We start from the raw sequence: 15,232 nt of genomic DNA on the forward strand, positions 1-15,232 counted from the left end.
CCTTGGGAACCGAGATCTACGTTCAGGGCTACCGAAACAGGCGGCCCGCCGGGCTCGGCGCAGACCGGGTCCGCGCGATCCTTGGTGTCTGCGGACCGGGCCCCCTGTACCGGCTTGCGTATGACGACGCGCATCATTGCGAGCTGTCGCTGACCGGGCGGACAGGCCTCGCCACCAGTTTCGCCATACTGCGCCCATGCGACCACCCGGCGCTGTGGCTGGCGCTGTTCGCGGTTCTGACCGAGGGCCCTTACGTTCTTTTCGCGCCCGACGGCAATGCGCCGGTCGCGGCGGGTCAAACCCCCGACCTGCCATCCGGCATGGCCGACGCGCTTGGCGCCCCGGTGATCGTCGATACCCCCGGGGCGATCCGTCCCGCGCTTTTCGGCTGAGCCGCTCAGAAGAACTCGTAGGTATCGGCGTGGTAGTCCTGCAGGAACACGTCGGCGCGGTCGATGTCCGCCAGCGCCAGGTTCTTGAACGTGACCTTCTCGTCGTAGCTGCGGCCGTCGCCGTCGGTGCCCTTGCGCACCAGCACCGCGTCGCCGGCGCCGTTCTGGTTGAACTTGTAGGCCACCCCGTCGTCGGTGAAGTTGGCCAGCGTCGACAGATCGCCCGCGCCGAACCGGTCGGCCAGGCTTTCGCGCACCGGCGCGCTGCCCGCCGGCATCGTGCTGTCGACGCTGGCGAAGACGAACGCGTCCTCGGTGCCGTCGAAATCGCGGATCGCGGCGCGGGTGCGCTCGGACGCCTGCTCGACGGTGCCGAAATCGTCCCAGAACCCGTTGTCGGCGATGAAGTCGTCGGCGCCGGTGCCGCCGAACATCGCCACCCTGCCGAACTCGGCCACCAGGGTGTCGTCGCCGCCCTGGCCCTTCAGCGTCGCCAGCAGCACCGCCGCCTTGAGGATGTCGTCGCCATAGCCGCCCATCCCGAAGCTGCGGCCCGCCGCGCCCAGCCCGTCGCCGCCGGGCAGGGCCTGCTCCAGCTCGATCTTGTCGCGGCCGCCGGCGCCGATCAGCCGGCCCTCGCCCAGCATCTCGTCGCGGGTGCCGAAGGCGCGGACCACGCTGCCCGGATCGATGCTGATGTAGTCGGGGGTGTAGCCCGAGATGCCGGCGATCCCGGCCTGCAGCGCATAGCCGCCGGCGATGCCGTACTCGCCGAGCATCACGAACTGGTATTCCGCGCCGCCCGAGACGGTGAACGAGGTGGTGTCGGTCAGGTAGCTGTAGACCACCTCCAGCGTGGTGCCGGGGGCGCCGAAATCGGCGAAGGTCGTGGTCAGGCTGACCGGCAGGCCGAACAGTTCGTCATAGATCACGCCATCGACGTCGCCCGCCGCCAGCGCATCGATCGCGCCCAGTTCCGCCCGGAAGTCCACCGCGCTGTTGAATGTGAAAAGGGCCAAATTCGCCTCCCGCTCCCCGTGTCCCGAGGCGAGGATACGCCGGTTTTGAGGCGAAATCAGGGCTTTCGCGGCGGGTCGCGGTCGCTCCGGTGCCGTCGGACCGGCCGGACCCGCCGGTCCGGCGCACGCGCGCGACATCGACCGAGGACACCGGCATGCCCTCGGCGCCGGTCCTCGGCGCCGGCGAAACCGCGTACCCCGGCGCGCACCGGCGCGTCGTCCGCGGGTTCTTCGGTGAGATCGGGCTTGCCGTCGCCGAACGCGAACGGCTCCGCGCCCTCACATCCGACGCGCCGGGTCTTGCCGGCGGTGACGGTGATCGGATCGTTGCCCCTGCCGCCTTGCAGCCAGGAACGGGCCGGCTCGATGATCGCTCCGTCGCTGCGGGCACGCCGGCGTCGGCCGACCTTCCGCCGTCGCCGCGTCCGGTCGGTACGTCGCCCCCGGCGTCAGGAAGTCGTCGCCGACGGCACGGGGGTGATCCTCGGCCGCCGACGCTCAGACCAGGGTTTCCTTCACCGCCGTCAGGCGCAGCTCGGGATGGTCGCGCTCGACCCGGTCGATGTCCCATTGCAGGCGGGTCATGTACACCGGATCGCCGTCGTGGTCCTGGGCGATGTGGCCCTTGTTGGCCTTCACGAACGCGTCGATCTTGTCCGGGGGCCCGTTCACCCAGCGCGCCGAGGTGAACTGCGTCGGCTCGAACCGCACCGGGATGCCGTATTCCAGCTCGATCCGGCTGGCCAGCACCTCGAACTGCAACTGGCCGACGACGCCGACGATCCAGCCCGAGCCGACGGTCGGCTTGAACAGCTTGCTGGCGCCTTCCTCGGCGAACTGGGTCAGCGCCTTTTCCAGGTGCTTGGCCTTCATCGGATCGGTCGCGCGCACCGATTGCAGCAGCTCCGGCGCGAAGCTGGGGATGCCGGTGAAGCGCAGCGTCTCGCCCTCGGTCAGCGCGTCGCCGATGCGCAGTTGGCCGTGGTTCGGAATGCCGATGATGTCGCCGGCCCAGGCGTCCTCGGCCAGCTCGCGCTCGTTCGCCAGGAACAGCACCGGGTTCGAGATCGCCATCGGCTTGCCCGCCCGCACATGCATCAGCTTCATGCCACGCCTGAAATGCCCCGAGCACAGGCGCACGAAGGCGACCCGGTCGCGGTGCTTCGGGTCCATGTTCGCCTGAACCTTGAAGACGAAGCCGGAAACCTTTGTCTCGTCGGGGGAAACCTGCCGCTCGGCCGCCGGGCGCACCTGCGGCTGCGGGCCGTAGTCCCCGATCCCGTCCATCAGCTCCTGCACGCCGAAACTGTTGATCGCGCTGCCGAACCAGATCGGCGTCAGCGTGCCGTCCAGGAACGCCTGCCGCTCGAACGGCGGCAGCAGCGCGCGCGCCATCTCGACCTCTTCGCGCAGCTTTTCCAGCAGGTGCGCCGGGACGTGCTGCGCGATCTTCGGGTCGTCCAGCCCGTCGATCTTGACGCTCTCGGCCTTCACGTTGCGGTCGGCGCGGTCCATCAGCTCCAGCCGGTCGTTGAGCATGTCGTAGCAGCCGATGAACTCGCGGCCCATGCCGATCGGCCAGCTTGCCGGGGTCACGTCGATCGCCAGGTTCTCCTGGATCTCGTCGATGATGTCGAAGGTCTCGCGGCTTTCGCGGTCCATCTTGTTGCAGAAGGTCAGGATCGGCAGGTCGCGCAGGCGGCAGACCTCGAACAGCTTCTGCGTCTGGCTTTCCACGCCCTTGGCGCCGTCGATCACCATGATCGCCGCGTCCACCGCCGTCAGCGTGCGATAGGTGTCCTCGGAGAAGTCCGAGTGCCCCGGCGTGTCGACAAGGTTGAACCAGAACTCCCTGAACTCGAACGACATCGCCGAGGCCGAGACCGAGATGCCGCGGTCCTTCTCCATCTGCATGAAATCGCTGCGCGAGCGCCGCGCCTCGCCCTTGGCGCGGACCTGGCCGGCCAGCTGGATCGCGCCGCCGTACAGCAGGAACTTCTCGGTCAGCGTGGTCTTGCCGGCATCGGGGTGGCTGATGATGGCAAAGGTGCGGCGGCGCCCGATCTCGGGCGGCAGGTCGGGGGCATTGTGCGAACGGTCCGGCATGGCCGCCATATAGGCGCGAACCCCCGGCCTTCACAAGCCGCGCGAAGGGCTTCACAGCGCCGCCGCGCGCCGCTATCACCGACGCCCCGGAACCGGCCGCCGAGTCGCCATGTCCTACAGCCCGCTCGTCCTGCGTCTGGCCGCCTGGTCGATCGCCGTCGCCCTGGCGGTGCTGGCGCTGAAGCTGGGCGCCTGGTGGATCACCGGCTCGGTGGCGCTGCTGTCGGACGCGCTGGAAAGCATCGTCAACGTGGTCTCGGCGATGCTGGCGCTGTCGGCGATCCGCTACAGCCGCCGCCCGGCCGACGCGGGGCACCCGTTCGGCCACCACAAGGCGGAATACATCTCGGCGGTGGCCGAGGGGGTGATGATCGTGGTCGCGGCGCTGCTGGTGCTGAACGCCTCGCTGCCGGCGCTGATCGCGCCGCGCCCGCTTGCCGCGCCGCTGCCGGGGCTGGCGCTGAACGCCGTCGCCGCCGCGTTCAATGCCGGCTGGGCGCTGCTGCTGATCCGCATCGGCCGGGCGCAGCGCTCGCCGGCGCTGGCCGCCGACGGGCGGCACCTGATGACCGACGTGGTGACCTCGGTCGGGGTGCTGGCGGGGCTCGGGCTGGCGCTGGCCACCGGCTGGGCGATCCTCGATCCGCTGCTGGCGATCGTGGTCGCCGGCAACATCCTGCGCGAGGGCTGGCGGGTGATCGCCGGCTCGCTGGGCGGGCTGCTGGACAGCGCCGTGGACGAGGACTGCGCGCAGGCGATCCGCGCCGCCATCCTCGCCCATGCCGACGGCGCGATCGAGGTGCACGACATCCGCACCCGCCACGCCGGCCCCGCCACCTTCATCGAGTTCCACATGGTGGTCGACGGCGCGATGAGCGTCGCCAGATCGCACGACATCTGCGACCGGGTCGAGCGCGCGCTCGAGGCGGCGGTGCCCGGCGCACAGGTGCTGATCCACGTCGAGCCGGGACACAAGGCCAAGCCGGGCGCGCTGCCGGTCAAGTAGCCTCGGTCAGCGCGAACGACGCCAGCTCGGTGTAGCGCGGCCCGCCGGGGGTCAGCGTCGAGCGGTAGAGCCCGAACCCCGCCACCGCGATGCGGAAATCCACCGCCGCCGCCAGCCCGGCGATATAGCGCGCCAGCGCCGCCTGCTCGTCGGCCTGCAGCCGGTGGCCGAAGCGCAGCAGGGTTACGTGCGGGCGGAACCGCCGGCGCGGCAGCTCCAGCCCGGCGGTCCGCAGCGCGCCGCGCACCCGCTCGTGCAGGTGCAGCAGCGGCGGGTCGGACTGCGCCGGGGCGTGCAGCACCCGCGGGTTGCGGCCGCCGAAACAGTCCAGCCCGCGCAGCCGCATCTCGAACGGCGCGGCGCGCACGCCGTCGTCCAGCGCGCGGGCGGCCTCGGCCAGGGCGTCGGGCCGGACCTCGCCCAGGAAGGCCAGCGTCAGGTGCAGGTTGTCCTCGTCGACGGCGCGGCCCAGCGGCGCCTCGGCCTGCACCCCGGCCAGCGCCTCGCGGACGTGGCCGGGCAGGGGGATGGCGACGAAGCTGCGCATCCCCGCCGCGGCCGGTCAGTCGGTGATCCGCGCCACCAGCGCCTGCCACTCGCCCTCGTAGCTGGCGCCGGGGGCGGTTTCGGCGCGGCGGTACCAGTACTTGGCGTTGGCCTCGTCGCCCTCGATCCGGTGCGCCAGCGCGTGGATCGCGTCGAACACCTGCTCGCCCTCGTGCTTCTGGGCGATCTCGTGCGCCCGGTCCCATTCCGCGCCCATCTCGAAGTCGCCCTTGCGCAGCCACCACAGCGCCGCCAGCGCCGGGGTCAGGTCCTCGGGCGGGGTCGGGCGGTCCAGGGTCTGGGTCAGGTCGATCATGCCCGGAAAGCTAGGGCGCGGGCGGCGCCCGGTCAACGCGGATCACAGCCAGCGGCGGGTGCGCGATGCGAAGGCGGTGTAGTCGGCGCCGAAGCGCCGGGTCAGGTAGGCTTCCTCGCGCAGCACCACGCCCCGGTGCAACGCCGCCCAGACCACCGGCGTCAGCAGCAGGGTCCAGTCCAGCGACAGCGCCAGCGCCAGGCCCGGCTGCGCCAGCACCATGCCCAGGTACATCGGGTTGCGGGTGAAGCGGTAGGGCCCGGACTCGACCAGCCGCAGCGCCGGGCGGCGCGGGTTCACGTTGGTCGCGGCGGCGTCGAAGCAGCGCTTGCCCCACCATGCCAGCGCCACCGCCGCAACGGTCAGCGCGGCGCCGGCCAGGCTTGCCGCGTGCAGGCCGGGCGGCGGCAGCCAGCCAAGCGGCACGAGCCATTCCAGCAGCGCGCCCAGCACCGGCCCGGCCAGCGCCACCAGCGGCGGAAAGACCAGGACGTCGGGCGTCTCGTTCGCGCTCGGGGCGGGCTCCATGCGCGGCAGTATGCGGCCGGCCGGGCGCGCGCTCAAGCGCCGCGTTTGCCGCGTCTACGAAGTTTTCATGAATGGTATCCCAGCAAGATCATGGACTTGAGGGGGTTTTCACGGGGAAATCCCCCTGTTTTCACCTTGACAGCACCGCCGCCGCCGCATGAACTCCGCGCGAATTTCAAACGAAGGGAGACCGCAATGGATCTGGGCATCAAGGGCCGCAAGGCGATCGTCTGCGCCGCGTCCAAGGGGCTGGGCCGGGGCTGCGCCGAGGCGCTGGCCGCCGCCGGGGTGGAACTGGTGATCAACGCCCGCACCGCCGACACGCTGGAGCGGACCGCGGCCGGGATCCGCGACCGCTACGGCGTGCCGGTCACCGCCGTCGCCGGCGACATCACCGACCAGGCGGTGCGCGCGCAGGTCCTGAAGGCGGGCGAGGGCGCCGACATCCTGGTCAACAACGCCGGCGGCCCGCCGCCGGGCATCTGGTCCGACTGGAGCCGCGAGGACTTCCTCAAGGCGCTCGACGCCAACATGCTGACCGCGATCGCGATGATCCAGGGTGCCGTTCCCGGCATGATGGAGCGCGGCTGGGGCCGGGTGGTGAACATCACCAGCCAGTCGGTGAAGGCGCCGATCCCGGTGCTGGGCCTGTCCAACGCCGCCCGCGCCGGGCTGACCGGCTTTGTCGCCGGCACCTCGCGGCAGGTGGCCGAGAAGGGCGTGACGATCAACAACATGCTGCCCGGCATCCACGCCACCGACCGCGCCGGCTCGCTCGACAGCAAGGTCAGCGACGAGCAGGGCATCACCGTGGAGGAGGCGCAGGCCCGCCGCGCCGCCACCATCCCCGCCCGCCGCTACGGCACCCCCGAGGAATTCGGCGCGATGTGCGCCTTCCTGTGCTCGGTCCACGCCGGGTTCATCGTCGGGCAGAACATCCTGCTGGACGGCGGCGCCACCAACGCGACGATCTGAGTTCGCACGCCGCGGCGGGGTTGCAGGCGCGGGGGGGCGTTGCTACATCGCCCCTCAAACCTGATCGAAACAATCGGATAGGCCGTGGAGCAGACCCTGCCGCGACTCGAACTCAGGGACGTGTCGTGCCGCTTCGACGGCGCCGCCGTCGTCGACCGGCTGTCGCTGAGCCTGCTGCCGGGGCAGGTGACCTGCCTGCTGGGCCCGTCGGGCTGCGGCAAGTCGACGACGCTGCGCATGGCCGCGGGGGTGGAGCGGGCCAGCGCCGGCGAGATCCTGATCGACGGCGACGTGGTCGCCGGACCCGGCGCGCACCTGCCGCCCGAAGCGCGCGGCATCGGCATGATGTTCCAGGATTTCGCGCTGTTCCCGCATCTGACCGTGCGCGGCAACGTCGGCTTCGGGGTGCGCGGCGCGGCCCGCGACCGGGTCGACGAGCTGATCGCCCGCGTCGGCCTGTCGGACAAGCTGGACAAGTACCCGCACCAGCTGTCGGGCGGCGAGCAGCAGCGCGTCGCGCTGGCCCGCGCGCTGGCCCCGCAGCCGCGGGTGATGCTGATGGACGAGCCGTTCTCGGGGCTGGACAACCGGCTGCGCGACGGCATCCGCGACGACACCCTGGAGATCCTGAAGGAGGAGGGCGCCGCCGTCCTGCTGGTCACGCACGAGCCCGAGGAGGCGATGCGCATGGCCGACCAGATCGCGCTGATGCGCCGCGGCCGGATCGTGCAGCAGGGCGCGCCCTACAACATCTACAACAACCCGGTCGACGCCGAGGCGGCGGCGTTCTTCAGTGACATCAACGTGATCCATGGCGTGGTGAAGGATTTCCAGTGCGAGACGCCGTTCGGGCCGTTCTTCTGCCCGAACCTGCGCGACGCGGCGGACGTCGAGATCATCATCCGCCCGCAGCACCTGAAGATCGACTTCGACCGGCAGGGCTCGGGGCCGCTGCCGACCACCGCCGACGGCGTGCCGGCGCGCGGCGCGGTGGCGCGGGCGCGGTTCATGGGCCACGAGAGCCTGGTCGACCTGCGGATGGAGCACGACGGCTCGATCCTCAAGGCGACGATCCCCGGCGTGTTCCTGCCCAAGGCGGGCACGCCGCTGTGGCTGTCGATGCGGCGCGACCGCTGCTTCGTGTTTCCCTGCACCCGGCAGAGCCGGCTGGGCGATCCCTGGCTGCACGCCAAGGTGCAGGCATGAGCCGGATCGTGGTGCTGACCGGGGCCGGGATCTCGGCCGAATCGGGGCTGGCGACGTTCCGCGGCGACGACGGCACCTGGAACAGCGTGCGGCTCGAGGACGTGGCGACGCCCGGGGCCTTCGCCCGCGATCCGGCAAAGGTGCATGCGTTCTACAACGCCCGCCGCGTGCAGGCGGCGCAGGCGCAGCCGAACGCCGCCCACGTCGCGCTGGCGCGGCTGCAGGCGGAATGGCCGGACGCGGTGCTGCTGGTCACCCAGAACGTCGACGGGCTGCACGAGCGCGCCGGCGCCGCCGAGGTGGTGCACATGCACGGGCAGCTGGACCGGGCGCTCTGCGCCGGCTGCGGCGCCGGCACCCCCTGGGTCGGCGCGATGAGCGCCGCCGACGTCTGCACCGCCTGCGGCCGGCCGGGCGGCATGCGCCCCGACATCGTCTGGTTCGGCGAGATGCCCTATCGGATGGAGCTGATCGAGGCGGCGCTGGCGCAGGCCGACCTGTTCGTGGCGATCGGCACCAGCGGCACGGTCTATCCGGCCGCCGGTTTTGTCGAGATCGCCGCCGCCGCCGGCGCCCGGACGGTGGAGCTGAACCTGGAGCCGACCGGCAACCCGCGGTTCCACGAGGTGCGCACCGGCCCGGCCGGCGAAATCGTGCCGGCGTTCGTCGCGGGGCTGCTGAACCGCCCGGCCGGGGGCAATTAATGGCCCCCGGGGCGCGCTTTGCCCTTTTCCCCGGCGGACGCAATCAATAGATAGAGGGCTCAGGGAGAGTGTGGGCGCCACGACGGCCTCGGGCCGCACGCGCCAATGATATCGGAGACACCCCATGCTGAACAACATCGGTTTGCCGGGCATCCTGCTGATCGCGATCGTCGTGCTGGTCCTGTTCGGACGCGGCAAGATCTCGTCGCTGATGGGCGAGGTCGGCAAGGGCATCACCAGCTTCAAGCGCGGCCTGAGCGAGGGCAAGCAGGAGCTGGAGGACGCCAGCCACGAGGGCGACAGCGCCCGCGACGTGACCCCGGAGAAGGACAAGGCCTGAGCCGCATCCGGGACCGCGCATCATGTTCGACCTCGGCTGGCTTGAGCTGATCGTCATCGGCATCACCGCGCTGATCGTGGTGGGCCCCAAGGACCTGCCCGGCCTGTTCCGCAACGTCGGCCGCTTCATGGGCCGGATGCGGGCGATGGCGCGCGAGTTCCAGCGCTCGATGGAGCAGGCCGCCGACGAGAGCGGGCTGAAGGAGGCGACCAAGGGCCTCAACGACCTGCACGATCTGCACAGGAGCCCGGCGAAATCGGCGCGGAGCTATGCCCGCGACATGATGAAGGGCGACGAGCCCGCCAAGCCGGACGCGACCGCCGCCCGCGACGCCGAGGCGCTGGAGGACGAGGTCGCCTATGCGGCCGAGCGCGATCCGGTGCCGGCGCGCAAGGCGGCGTCCGGGTCCGCGCCAGCACCCGAGCCAGCACCCGCGCCAGCGCCCGAGGCGGCACCCGAACCGGCGTCCGCAGGGGCCGCGCCGGACAGCGCCGACGATCCGCTGCCTGCGGCCGAGCCGCGCGAGAACCGCGAGAGCTGAATGTCGCACGAAGACCAGATCGACGATACCTCGGCGCCGCTGATCGAGCATCTGGCCGAACTGCGCTCGCGGCTGATCCGGGCGATCATCGCGTTCGTGATCGCGATGCTGGCGAGCTTCACGGTCTGGAACCCGATCTACAACTGGCTGGCGCGGCCGATCTGCAGCCAGCTGGCCGAGCGCGGCCAGGACTGTTCGCTGGTGATCATCAAGCTGCAGGAAGGCTTCATGACGGCGATCCAGATCTCGCTGTTCGGCGGCTTCGTGCTGGCGTTCCCGATCATCGCGCACCAGCTGTGGCGGTTCGTGGCACCGGGGCTGTACCGGTCCGAGAAGAACGCCTTCCTGCCGTTCATCGTCGCCTCGCCGGTGCTGTTCCTGATGGGCGCCAGCTTCGCCTACTATGTGGTGCTGCCGCTGGCGTTCGACTTCTTCCTCGGCTTCCAGCAGGGCGCGGGCGTGGCGCCGGTCGATCCGGCCGCCGACCCGGTGGTGGTGGGCGAGACCGCGCCGGTCGAGGCCGAGGGCATCAGCATCGCCTTCATGGGCTCGATGCAGGAATATCTGGGCCTGACGATCAAGTTCCTGCTGGCCTTCGGGCTGTGCTTCCAGCTGCCGGTGCTGCTGACGCTGATGGGCAAGGCCGGGCTGGTCTCGGCCGAGGGGCTGCGCCGGACCCGGAAGTACGCCGTCATCGGCATTCTTGTGCTGGCGGCCGTGGTGACGCCTCCGGACGTGATCACCCAGGTGATCCTGTTCGCCGTGGTCTACGCGCTTTACGAGATCTCGATCCAGCTGGTCGCGATCGTCGAGCGCAAGCGCGAGGCGCAGCTGCGCGCCGAGGGCTATTACGACGACGAGGACGACGAGACCGAAGCCGAACCGCGGCCCGGAGAATGACCGAACAGTTGCTGACCCGCATCGCCGAGGCGCTGGAGCGCATCAGCCCGCCGCCCCTGGCCAGCCCCGACTTCAACCGCGCCAGCGCCTTCGTCTGGCACACCGGGCCCGACCGGCTGGTGCCGGTGCCGAAGGTCAACCGGGTGCCGATCGAGCTGCTGGTCGGCATCGACCGCTCGCGCGACACGCTGCTGGAGAACACCCGCCAGTTCGCGCGCGGCTATCCGGCGAACAACGTGCTGTTGTGGGGCGCGCGGGGCATGGGCAAGTCGAGCCTGGTCAAGGCCGCCCACGCCGCCGTGCTGCGCGAGGTGCGCGGCCTGAAGCTGATCGAGATCCAGCGCGAGGACCTGCCCTCGATCGCCCGGCTGCTGGGCCTTTTGCGCGATGCGCCCGGGCGGTTCGTGCTGTTCTGCGACGATCTCAGCTTCGATCACGACGATCATCACTACAAGTCGCTGAAGGCGATCCTGGACGGCGGCGTCGAGGGGCGGCCGGACAACGTGATCTTCTACGCCACCTCGAACCGCCGGCACCTGATGCCGCGCGACATGATCGAGAACGAGCGCGCGACCGGCATCAACCCCTCCGAGGCGACCGAGGAGAAGGTCTCGCTGTCCGACCGGTTCGGGTTGTGGCTGGGCTTCCACCCCTGCGACCAGGACCGTTTCCTGGCGATGATCCGCGGCTATGTCGACGCGCTGGGCATCGACATCGACGATGCCACGCTGCGCGCCGGGGCGATCGAATGGCAGCAGACCCGCGGCGGGCGCTCGGGCCGCGTCGCCTGGCAGTACGTCACCGACCTTGCGGGCCGGCGCGGCGTGGCGCTGGCGCTGGAATAGCCGTCAGCCCGGCTTGACGGCGGTGAACCGCAGCCGGACGTAGTCGGCGATCCAGCCCTCGCGCGGGTCCTGCAGGTCCGACAGCAGGGCGAGGGCGCGCTCCAGGACCCGTGCGCGGGTCTGCTCCGGCAGGCCTAGCAGGAACGGCCCGGCGAAGGTCTCCAGCCAGCCGGCCATGCCGGTGGGCAGTGGCGTGGGCCGGGGAAACAGCCGCATTTCCGTCACCTGCAGCCCGGCGCGCTCCAGCCGCTCGCGCTGCAATGTCGGCGAGGGGAAATCCCACGGGTTGCGCGCGCGTTCGGGCAGCCGCTCGGCCTGCAGCGCGGCCTTCATCGCGGTGACGATGGCGGCGATGTTGCCGAAGCCGCCCTGTTCCGCCACCAGCCGCCCGCCGGGGCGCAGGGCGCGGGCGATGTTCGCATGCACCGTTTCCGGCGCGCGCATCCAGTGCAGCGCCGCGTTCGAGAACACCGCGTCGTAGGCGGCGGCGCCGAACGGCTGGTGCGCGTCCCGCTCCAGCACGGCGATGCCCCTGGCGCGGGCGGCGGCGGCGAGCGCGGGGTCCGGCTCCAGCCCGGTGACGGACGCGCCCGCGGCGGCGATCCGCGCGGTCAGCACGCCGTCGCCGCAGCCCAGGTCGAGGATCGCCTCGCCCGGCTGCGGGGCCAGCGTGTCCAGCAGGTCGGCGGCAAGCAGCGGCACGAAGCCGGCGTTGGCGGCGTAGCCCTGGGCGCTCCAGACCTGGCCGGCGGCGGGGGTGGCAGGATCAGGCATCGGCGGGGGCTCCGGTTCAGGGGGCAATCAGCCGCGGGCGCAGCCTGGACATCATTCCCCGCTCGTCCGCACCGTCGGCGGGCGGAGACGGTCTTGCCGGCGTTCGCGGCCCGCGCGGCGTCCCGGCAGGTGACGCACGCAGCGGCGGCCGCGACCGGATCAGAGCCCGAGGAACGGGCCGGGATCGACGCTGTCGGTGCCGCGGCGGACCTCGAAGTGCAGGTTCGGCTGGTCGCCGGCGGCGACCGAGCCGATCTGCTGGCCGCGGCTGACCTTGTCGCCCTTGCTCAGGCTGACGTCGGTGACGCGGCCGTAGACGGTCATCATGTTGCCCTCGTGACGGATCAGCACGATGGTGCCCAGACCGCCCAGGGATTCCGAGATCAGCGCCACCTCGCCGTCGCTGGCGGCGCGCACCGGCGCGCCGGCGGCAGCCGAGAAGTCGATGCCCTCGTTGCGCTTGGTGCCGCCGTCGGGGTTGTAGCCGCGCAGCACGCCGCCGGCGGCGACCGGCATCGCCAGCATCGCGTCGGCGCTGCGCTGCGCCGCAAGGTTGGGCGAGGGCGGCGGCGGCGCGTCGTCGATGTCTTGGTCCGCCGGCAGCGGGTTGGCCGCGCTGGGCGGCGGCAGGATCGGCGTCGAGGTGCCCGGCGGATTCGCGGCCGCGACGCGCTCGGGCTGTGGTGCGGCGGCTTGCTGGGCCGGTTGCTGGGCCGGTTGCGGGGCCGGCTGCGCGGCCTGCGCCGCCGGGGCGGGTGCCGGCTGCGATGCCGCCGCGCGCAGGCGCGTGTCGGCGACCGGGATCAGCAGTTCCTGGTTGACGCGCACGGTCATGTCGGAGCCGAGCCCGTTCCATGCCGCCAGCGCCCCGATCGAAACGCCATAGGTGCGGGCGATGGAATAGGCGGTCTCGCCGGCCTGGACCCGGTGCCGGGTCGGATCGATGACGGTCGTGCTCTGGCCGTTGTTGAAAGGGTTCTCGCCCTGCACGCCGGGCGTCGCCGCCGGGGCGGCGCTGCCCAGCGGCGCGCTCTCGATCGCCGAGGCGGCGATGTCGGCGCTCCACACGCCGCCGGTGACCGGGCCGGCGGTGACGCTTTCGACCGTCGCCGGGGTGCCGCCGACGTCGCGCGGCAGCGCGATCACCTCGCCCGCGCGGGGGCGGTAGGTGACCGGCAGGCCGTTGTGGCGCGCCAGTTCCTGCGCGTCGAGGCCGACGCGCTGCGCCATCCGCGCCACGTCGTCGCCGTCCTGGGCGACCATGACCTGATAATTGGCATAGGTGATCACGCCGCGGCTGTCGGGCTGCGGCCGGGGCAGGGTCCGGGTCACGTCCTCGGCGGGTCTGGCGCCGCCGAACATGTCGCCGATCGTGCCGCGGCTCTCGCCGCAGGCGCTCAGGGAAACGCCCAGCGCCAGGGCCAGGGCCAGCTGCGCGCCACGCTTGGGAAAGCTCGTCATCATCAGTAACCGCCTGTACCGTGCGCTTGCCGCGCCTATTCTTGCTCGTCGGGGGCGCGGCAGCCGTTGCCGCTGCCTGCGCCGCGGCGCCTAGTCCGTGGCCATCCCTTCGACCAGCGGCACGAAGCGCACGTCGCCCAGGCTCTGATACTCGAGCCCGTCCTCGGTTTTTACCACCTTGAGGAGCGTTTGCACAGTATCCGATTGGCCGACCGGCAGCACCATGATGCCGCCGACGCGCAGCTGCCTTGCCAGCGGCCCGGGAACGTCCTCGGCGGCGGCGGTCAGCAGGATCCGGTCGAACGGCGCCTGCTCGGGCAGGCCCAGCGCGCCGTCGCCCGAGATCACCACGACGTTGGTCAGGTCCAGCCGGCGCAGCAGCGCCTCGGCGTTGCGGGCCAGGGTGCGGTGCCGCTCGGTGGTGTAGACCCGGCGCGCCAGGTGCGACAGGATCGCCGCCTGGTAGCCCGAGCCGGTGCCGACCTCGAGCACCTTGCAGCGCCGCGTGACCTGCAGCGCCTGGGTCATCAGCCCGACCACCGAGGGCTGCGAGATCGTCTGCCCGCTGCCGATCGGCAGCGGCACGTCCTCGTAGGCGCGGGACTTGAAGATGCCGTCGACGAAGTCGGCGCGCGGCGTGCTTTCCATCGCCGACAGCACCGCGTTGTCGGTGACGCCCCGGGCGCGCAGGCCGAGGATGAACTGCATCCGGGTCTCGACGTCAGAGACCATGCAGCGCCTCGGCCAGTGGCTTGACCAGCGCGCGCGCGGTCAGATCGGCCCGCAGCGGGGTGACGGTGGCGTAGCCCTGCACCGTCAGCTTCGAATCCGAGCCCTCCTCGGTCTGCTCGTTGGCGCGCACGCCGTGCTTCAGCCAGTAGTACTGCCGGCGGTTCGGCGCGATCACCGGATCGACGGTGAAGCTGGGCATCGGCCGGTGGCCCTGGAAGCAGGCTTTCACGCCCCTGACCTTGTCCGCCGGGCAGGCGGGGAAGTTGACGTTGTAGAACACGCCGTAGCGCTCGTCGTGCCAGGTGGCGCGCTGCAGCAGCGCGCGGCAGATCCGCGGCGCGTGCGCGATCGCGGCGTCGAACGGCACGTCCAGTTCGGTGTTGCCGGGACCGTAGTACTGCGACAGCGCGATCGCCCGCAGCCCGTGCAGCGCACCTTCCATCGCGCCGGCGACGGTGCCGGAATAGACCACGTCCTCGGCCACGTTGTGGCCGCGGTTGACGCCCGAGATCACCAGGTCGGGCGCGGCGTCGCGCATCAGATCGCCCAGCGCCACCATCACGCAGTCGGCGGGCGAGCCCTCGACCGCGTAGCGCCGCGGCCCGTGCTTTTCCAGCCGCATCGGCCGCACATAGGACACCGCGTGGCTGACCGCCGACTGTTCCAGCACCGGGGCGACGACCCAGACCTCGCCCGAGGGGCCGGCCAGGTCTTCGGCGATCACCTCGGCCGCGGCCAGACCGGGGGCGGTGATGCCGTCGTCGTTGGTGATCAGGATGCGCATGGCGGGAAGCCCCGGATGGTTGAGTCCCCGCCGTTCTAGGCCGCGCGGGCGGGGTGG

The 15,232-nt window shown here is 71.5% G+C and carries 18 protein-coding genes; 9 read left to right on the forward strand and 9 right to left on the reverse strand.

Annotation, left to right across the window (positions count from 1 at the left end; translation table 11 throughout):
• Positions 1 to 2 precede the first annotated feature (2 nt).
• Positions 3 to 392, forward strand: a complete 390-nt coding sequence (locus GE300_RS04810) for a hypothetical protein (RefSeq protein ID WP_154445406.1) — start codon at positions 3 to 5, stop codon at positions 390 to 392.
• A gap of 5 nt (positions 393 to 397) precedes the next feature.
• Here GE300_RS04810 and GE300_RS04815 read toward each other — a convergent pair whose 3' ends face one another.
• Together GE300_RS04815 and GE300_RS04820 are read right to left on the reverse strand one after the other, a co-directional pair.
• Positions 398 to 1,411, reverse strand: a complete 1,014-nt coding sequence (locus tag GE300_RS04815) for a hypothetical protein (RefSeq protein ID WP_154445407.1) — start codon at positions 1,409 to 1,411, stop codon at positions 398 to 400.
• Positions 1,412 to 1,909: 498 nt separating this feature from the next.
• Positions 1,910 to 3,517, reverse strand: coding sequence for a peptide chain release factor 3 (locus GE300_RS04820; RefSeq protein ID WP_154445408.1), 1,608 nt, complete (start codon positions 3,515 to 3,517; stop codon positions 1,910 to 1,912).
• A gap of 109 nt (positions 3,518 to 3,626) precedes the next feature.
• On the opposite strand from GE300_RS04820, the gene GE300_RS04825 reads away from it, so the two are divergent.
• Positions 3,627 to 4,523, forward strand: coding sequence for a cation diffusion facilitator family transporter (locus GE300_RS04825; protein ID WP_154445409.1), 897 nt, complete (start codon positions 3,627 to 3,629; stop codon positions 4,521 to 4,523).
• Here the strand turns inward: GE300_RS04825 and thpR are convergent.
• From thpR to GE300_RS04840, 3 genes are read right to left on the reverse strand one after another with little or no spacing between them, the layout of a single operon-like run.
• Positions 4,516 to 5,070: an RNA 2',3'-cyclic phosphodiesterase gene (gene thpR, locus GE300_RS04830; protein ID WP_154445410.1), complete on the reverse strand. Its 555-nt coding sequence runs from the start codon at positions 5,068 to 5,070 to the stop codon at positions 4,516 to 4,518. The two genes, GE300_RS04825 and thpR, sit on opposite strands and share 8 nt — an antisense overlap.
• Before the next feature lie 15 nt (positions 5,071 to 5,085).
• Positions 5,086 to 5,385 (reverse strand): hypothetical protein, encoded by a 300-nt coding sequence (locus GE300_RS04835; protein ID WP_154445411.1) that lies wholly within the window; start codon positions 5,383 to 5,385, stop codon positions 5,086 to 5,088.
• A 42-nt stretch (positions 5,386 to 5,427) separates the two neighbouring features.
• Positions 5,428 to 5,913: a methyltransferase family protein gene (locus GE300_RS04840; RefSeq protein ID WP_154445412.1), complete on the reverse strand. Its 486-nt coding sequence runs from the start codon at positions 5,911 to 5,913 to the stop codon at positions 5,428 to 5,430.
• 195 nt (positions 5,914 to 6,108) lie between these two features.
• On the opposite strand from GE300_RS04840, the gene GE300_RS04845 reads away from it, so the two are divergent.
• The 7 genes from GE300_RS04845 to GE300_RS04875 all read left to right on the forward strand — a co-directional run bounded on the left by GE300_RS04845 (position 6,109) and on the right by GE300_RS04875 (position 11,424).
• Positions 6,109 to 6,888 carry an SDR family oxidoreductase gene (locus GE300_RS04845; RefSeq protein ID WP_154445413.1) on the forward strand — a complete coding sequence of 260 codons (780 nt, stop codon included), beginning with the start codon at positions 6,109 to 6,111 and terminating at the stop codon, positions 6,886 to 6,888.
• Between the two features lie 84 nt (positions 6,889 to 6,972).
• The gene (locus GE300_RS04850) at positions 6,973 to 8,094 is read left to right on the forward strand and encodes an ABC transporter ATP-binding protein (protein ID WP_325063104.1); all 1,122 of its coding nucleotides are present in this window, start codon (positions 6,973 to 6,975) and stop codon (positions 8,092 to 8,094) included.
• On the forward strand, positions 8,091 to 8,798 hold the full coding sequence (locus GE300_RS04855; protein WP_154445414.1) for an NAD-dependent deacylase: 708 nt from the start codon (positions 8,091 to 8,093) through the stop codon (positions 8,796 to 8,798). The genes GE300_RS04850 and GE300_RS04855 overlap by 4 nt, the downstream gene beginning before the upstream one ends.
• A gap of 124 nt (positions 8,799 to 8,922) precedes the next feature.
• Positions 8,923 to 9,138, forward strand: coding sequence for a twin-arginine translocase TatA/TatE family subunit (locus GE300_RS04860; protein ID WP_154445415.1), 216 nt, complete (start codon positions 8,923 to 8,925; stop codon positions 9,136 to 9,138).
• A gap of 22 nt (positions 9,139 to 9,160) precedes the next feature.
• Complete coding sequence (tatB, locus tag GE300_RS04865; protein ID WP_154445416.1) at positions 9,161 to 9,679, forward strand: Sec-independent protein translocase protein TatB; 519 nt, start codon at positions 9,161 to 9,163, stop codon at positions 9,677 to 9,679.
• Positions 9,680 to 10,579 carry a twin-arginine translocase subunit TatC gene (gene tatC / locus GE300_RS04870; protein WP_154445417.1) on the forward strand — a complete coding sequence of 300 codons (900 nt, stop codon included), beginning with the start codon at positions 9,680 to 9,682 and terminating at the stop codon, positions 10,577 to 10,579.
• Positions 10,576 to 11,424, forward strand: a complete 849-nt coding sequence (locus GE300_RS04875; protein WP_154445418.1) for an ATP-binding protein — start codon at positions 10,576 to 10,578, stop codon at positions 11,422 to 11,424. The genes tatC and GE300_RS04875 overlap by 4 nt, the downstream gene beginning before the upstream one ends.
• 3 nt (positions 11,425 to 11,427) lie before the next feature.
• Here the strand turns inward: GE300_RS04875 and GE300_RS04880 are convergent, their stop codons facing one another.
• The 4 genes from GE300_RS04880 to surE form a co-directional block, all read right to left on the reverse strand.
• Positions 11,428 to 12,198: a class I SAM-dependent methyltransferase gene (locus GE300_RS04880; protein ID WP_154445419.1), complete on the reverse strand. Its 771-nt coding sequence runs from the start codon at positions 12,196 to 12,198 to the stop codon at positions 11,428 to 11,430.
• A 159-nt stretch (positions 12,199 to 12,357) separates the two neighbouring features.
• Positions 12,358 to 13,662 (reverse strand): M23 family metallopeptidase, encoded by a 1,305-nt coding sequence (locus GE300_RS04885; RefSeq protein ID WP_154445420.1) that lies wholly within the window; start codon positions 13,660 to 13,662, stop codon positions 12,358 to 12,360.
• Between the two features lie 87 nt (positions 13,663 to 13,749).
• Positions 13,750 to 14,391 (reverse strand): protein-L-isoaspartate(D-aspartate) O-methyltransferase, encoded by a 642-nt coding sequence (locus GE300_RS04890; RefSeq protein ID WP_154445421.1) that lies wholly within the window; start codon positions 14,389 to 14,391, stop codon positions 13,750 to 13,752.
• Complete coding sequence (gene surE, locus GE300_RS04895) at positions 14,381 to 15,175, reverse strand: 5'/3'-nucleotidase SurE (RefSeq protein WP_154445422.1); 795 nt, start codon at positions 15,173 to 15,175, stop codon at positions 14,381 to 14,383. The genes GE300_RS04890 and surE overlap by 11 nt, the downstream gene beginning before the upstream one ends.
• Positions 15,176 to 15,232: the final 57 nt, after the last annotated feature.

It is taken from the genome of Halovulum marinum (genome assembly GCF_009697225.1).
Lineage (GTDB): Bacteria > Pseudomonadota > Alphaproteobacteria > Rhodobacterales > Rhodobacteraceae > Halovulum > Halovulum marinum.

Coding starts and splice junctions, on each gene's coding strand:
- GE300_RS04820 (WP_154445408.1), bottom strand. CDS start 3,517: ATGCCGGACCGTTCGCACAATGCCCCCGACCTGCCGCCCGAGATCGGG.
- GE300_RS04825 (WP_154445409.1), top strand. CDS start 3,627: ATGTCCTACAGCCCGCTCGTCCTGCGTCTGGCCGCCTGGTCGATCGCC.
- thpR (WP_154445410.1), bottom strand. CDS start 5,070: ATGCGCAGCTTCGTCGCCATCCCCCTGCCCGGCCACGTCCGCGAGGCG.
- GE300_RS04835 (WP_154445411.1), bottom strand. CDS start 5,385: ATGATCGACCTGACCCAGACCCTGGACCGCCCGACCCCGCCCGAGGAC.
- GE300_RS04840 (WP_154445412.1), bottom strand. CDS start 5,913: ATGGAGCCCGCCCCGAGCGCGAACGAGACGCCCGACGTCCTGGTCTTT.
- GE300_RS04845 (WP_154445413.1), top strand. CDS start 6,109: ATGGATCTGGGCATCAAGGGCCGCAAGGCGATCGTCTGCGCCGCGTCC.
- GE300_RS04855 (WP_154445414.1), top strand. CDS start 8,091: ATGAGCCGGATCGTGGTGCTGACCGGGGCCGGGATCTCGGCCGAATCG.
- GE300_RS04860 (WP_154445415.1), top strand. CDS start 8,923: ATGCTGAACAACATCGGTTTGCCGGGCATCCTGCTGATCGCGATCGTC.
- tatB (WP_154445416.1), top strand. CDS start 9,161: ATGTTCGACCTCGGCTGGCTTGAGCTGATCGTCATCGGCATCACCGCG.
- tatC (WP_154445417.1), top strand. CDS start 9,680: ATGTCGCACGAAGACCAGATCGACGATACCTCGGCGCCGCTGATCGAG.
- GE300_RS04875 (WP_154445418.1), top strand. CDS start 10,576: ATGACCGAACAGTTGCTGACCCGCATCGCCGAGGCGCTGGAGCGCATC.
- GE300_RS04880 (WP_154445419.1), bottom strand. CDS start 12,198: ATGCCTGATCCTGCCACCCCCGCCGCCGGCCAGGTCTGGAGCGCCCAG.
- GE300_RS04885 (WP_154445420.1), bottom strand. CDS start 13,662: ATGATGACGAGCTTTCCCAAGCGTGGCGCGCAGCTGGCCCTGGCCCTG.
- GE300_RS04890 (WP_154445421.1), bottom strand. CDS start 14,391: ATGGTCTCTGACGTCGAGACCCGGATGCAGTTCATCCTCGGCCTGCGC.
- surE (WP_154445422.1), bottom strand. CDS start 15,175: ATGCGCATCCTGATCACCAACGACGACGGCATCACCGCCCCCGGTCTG.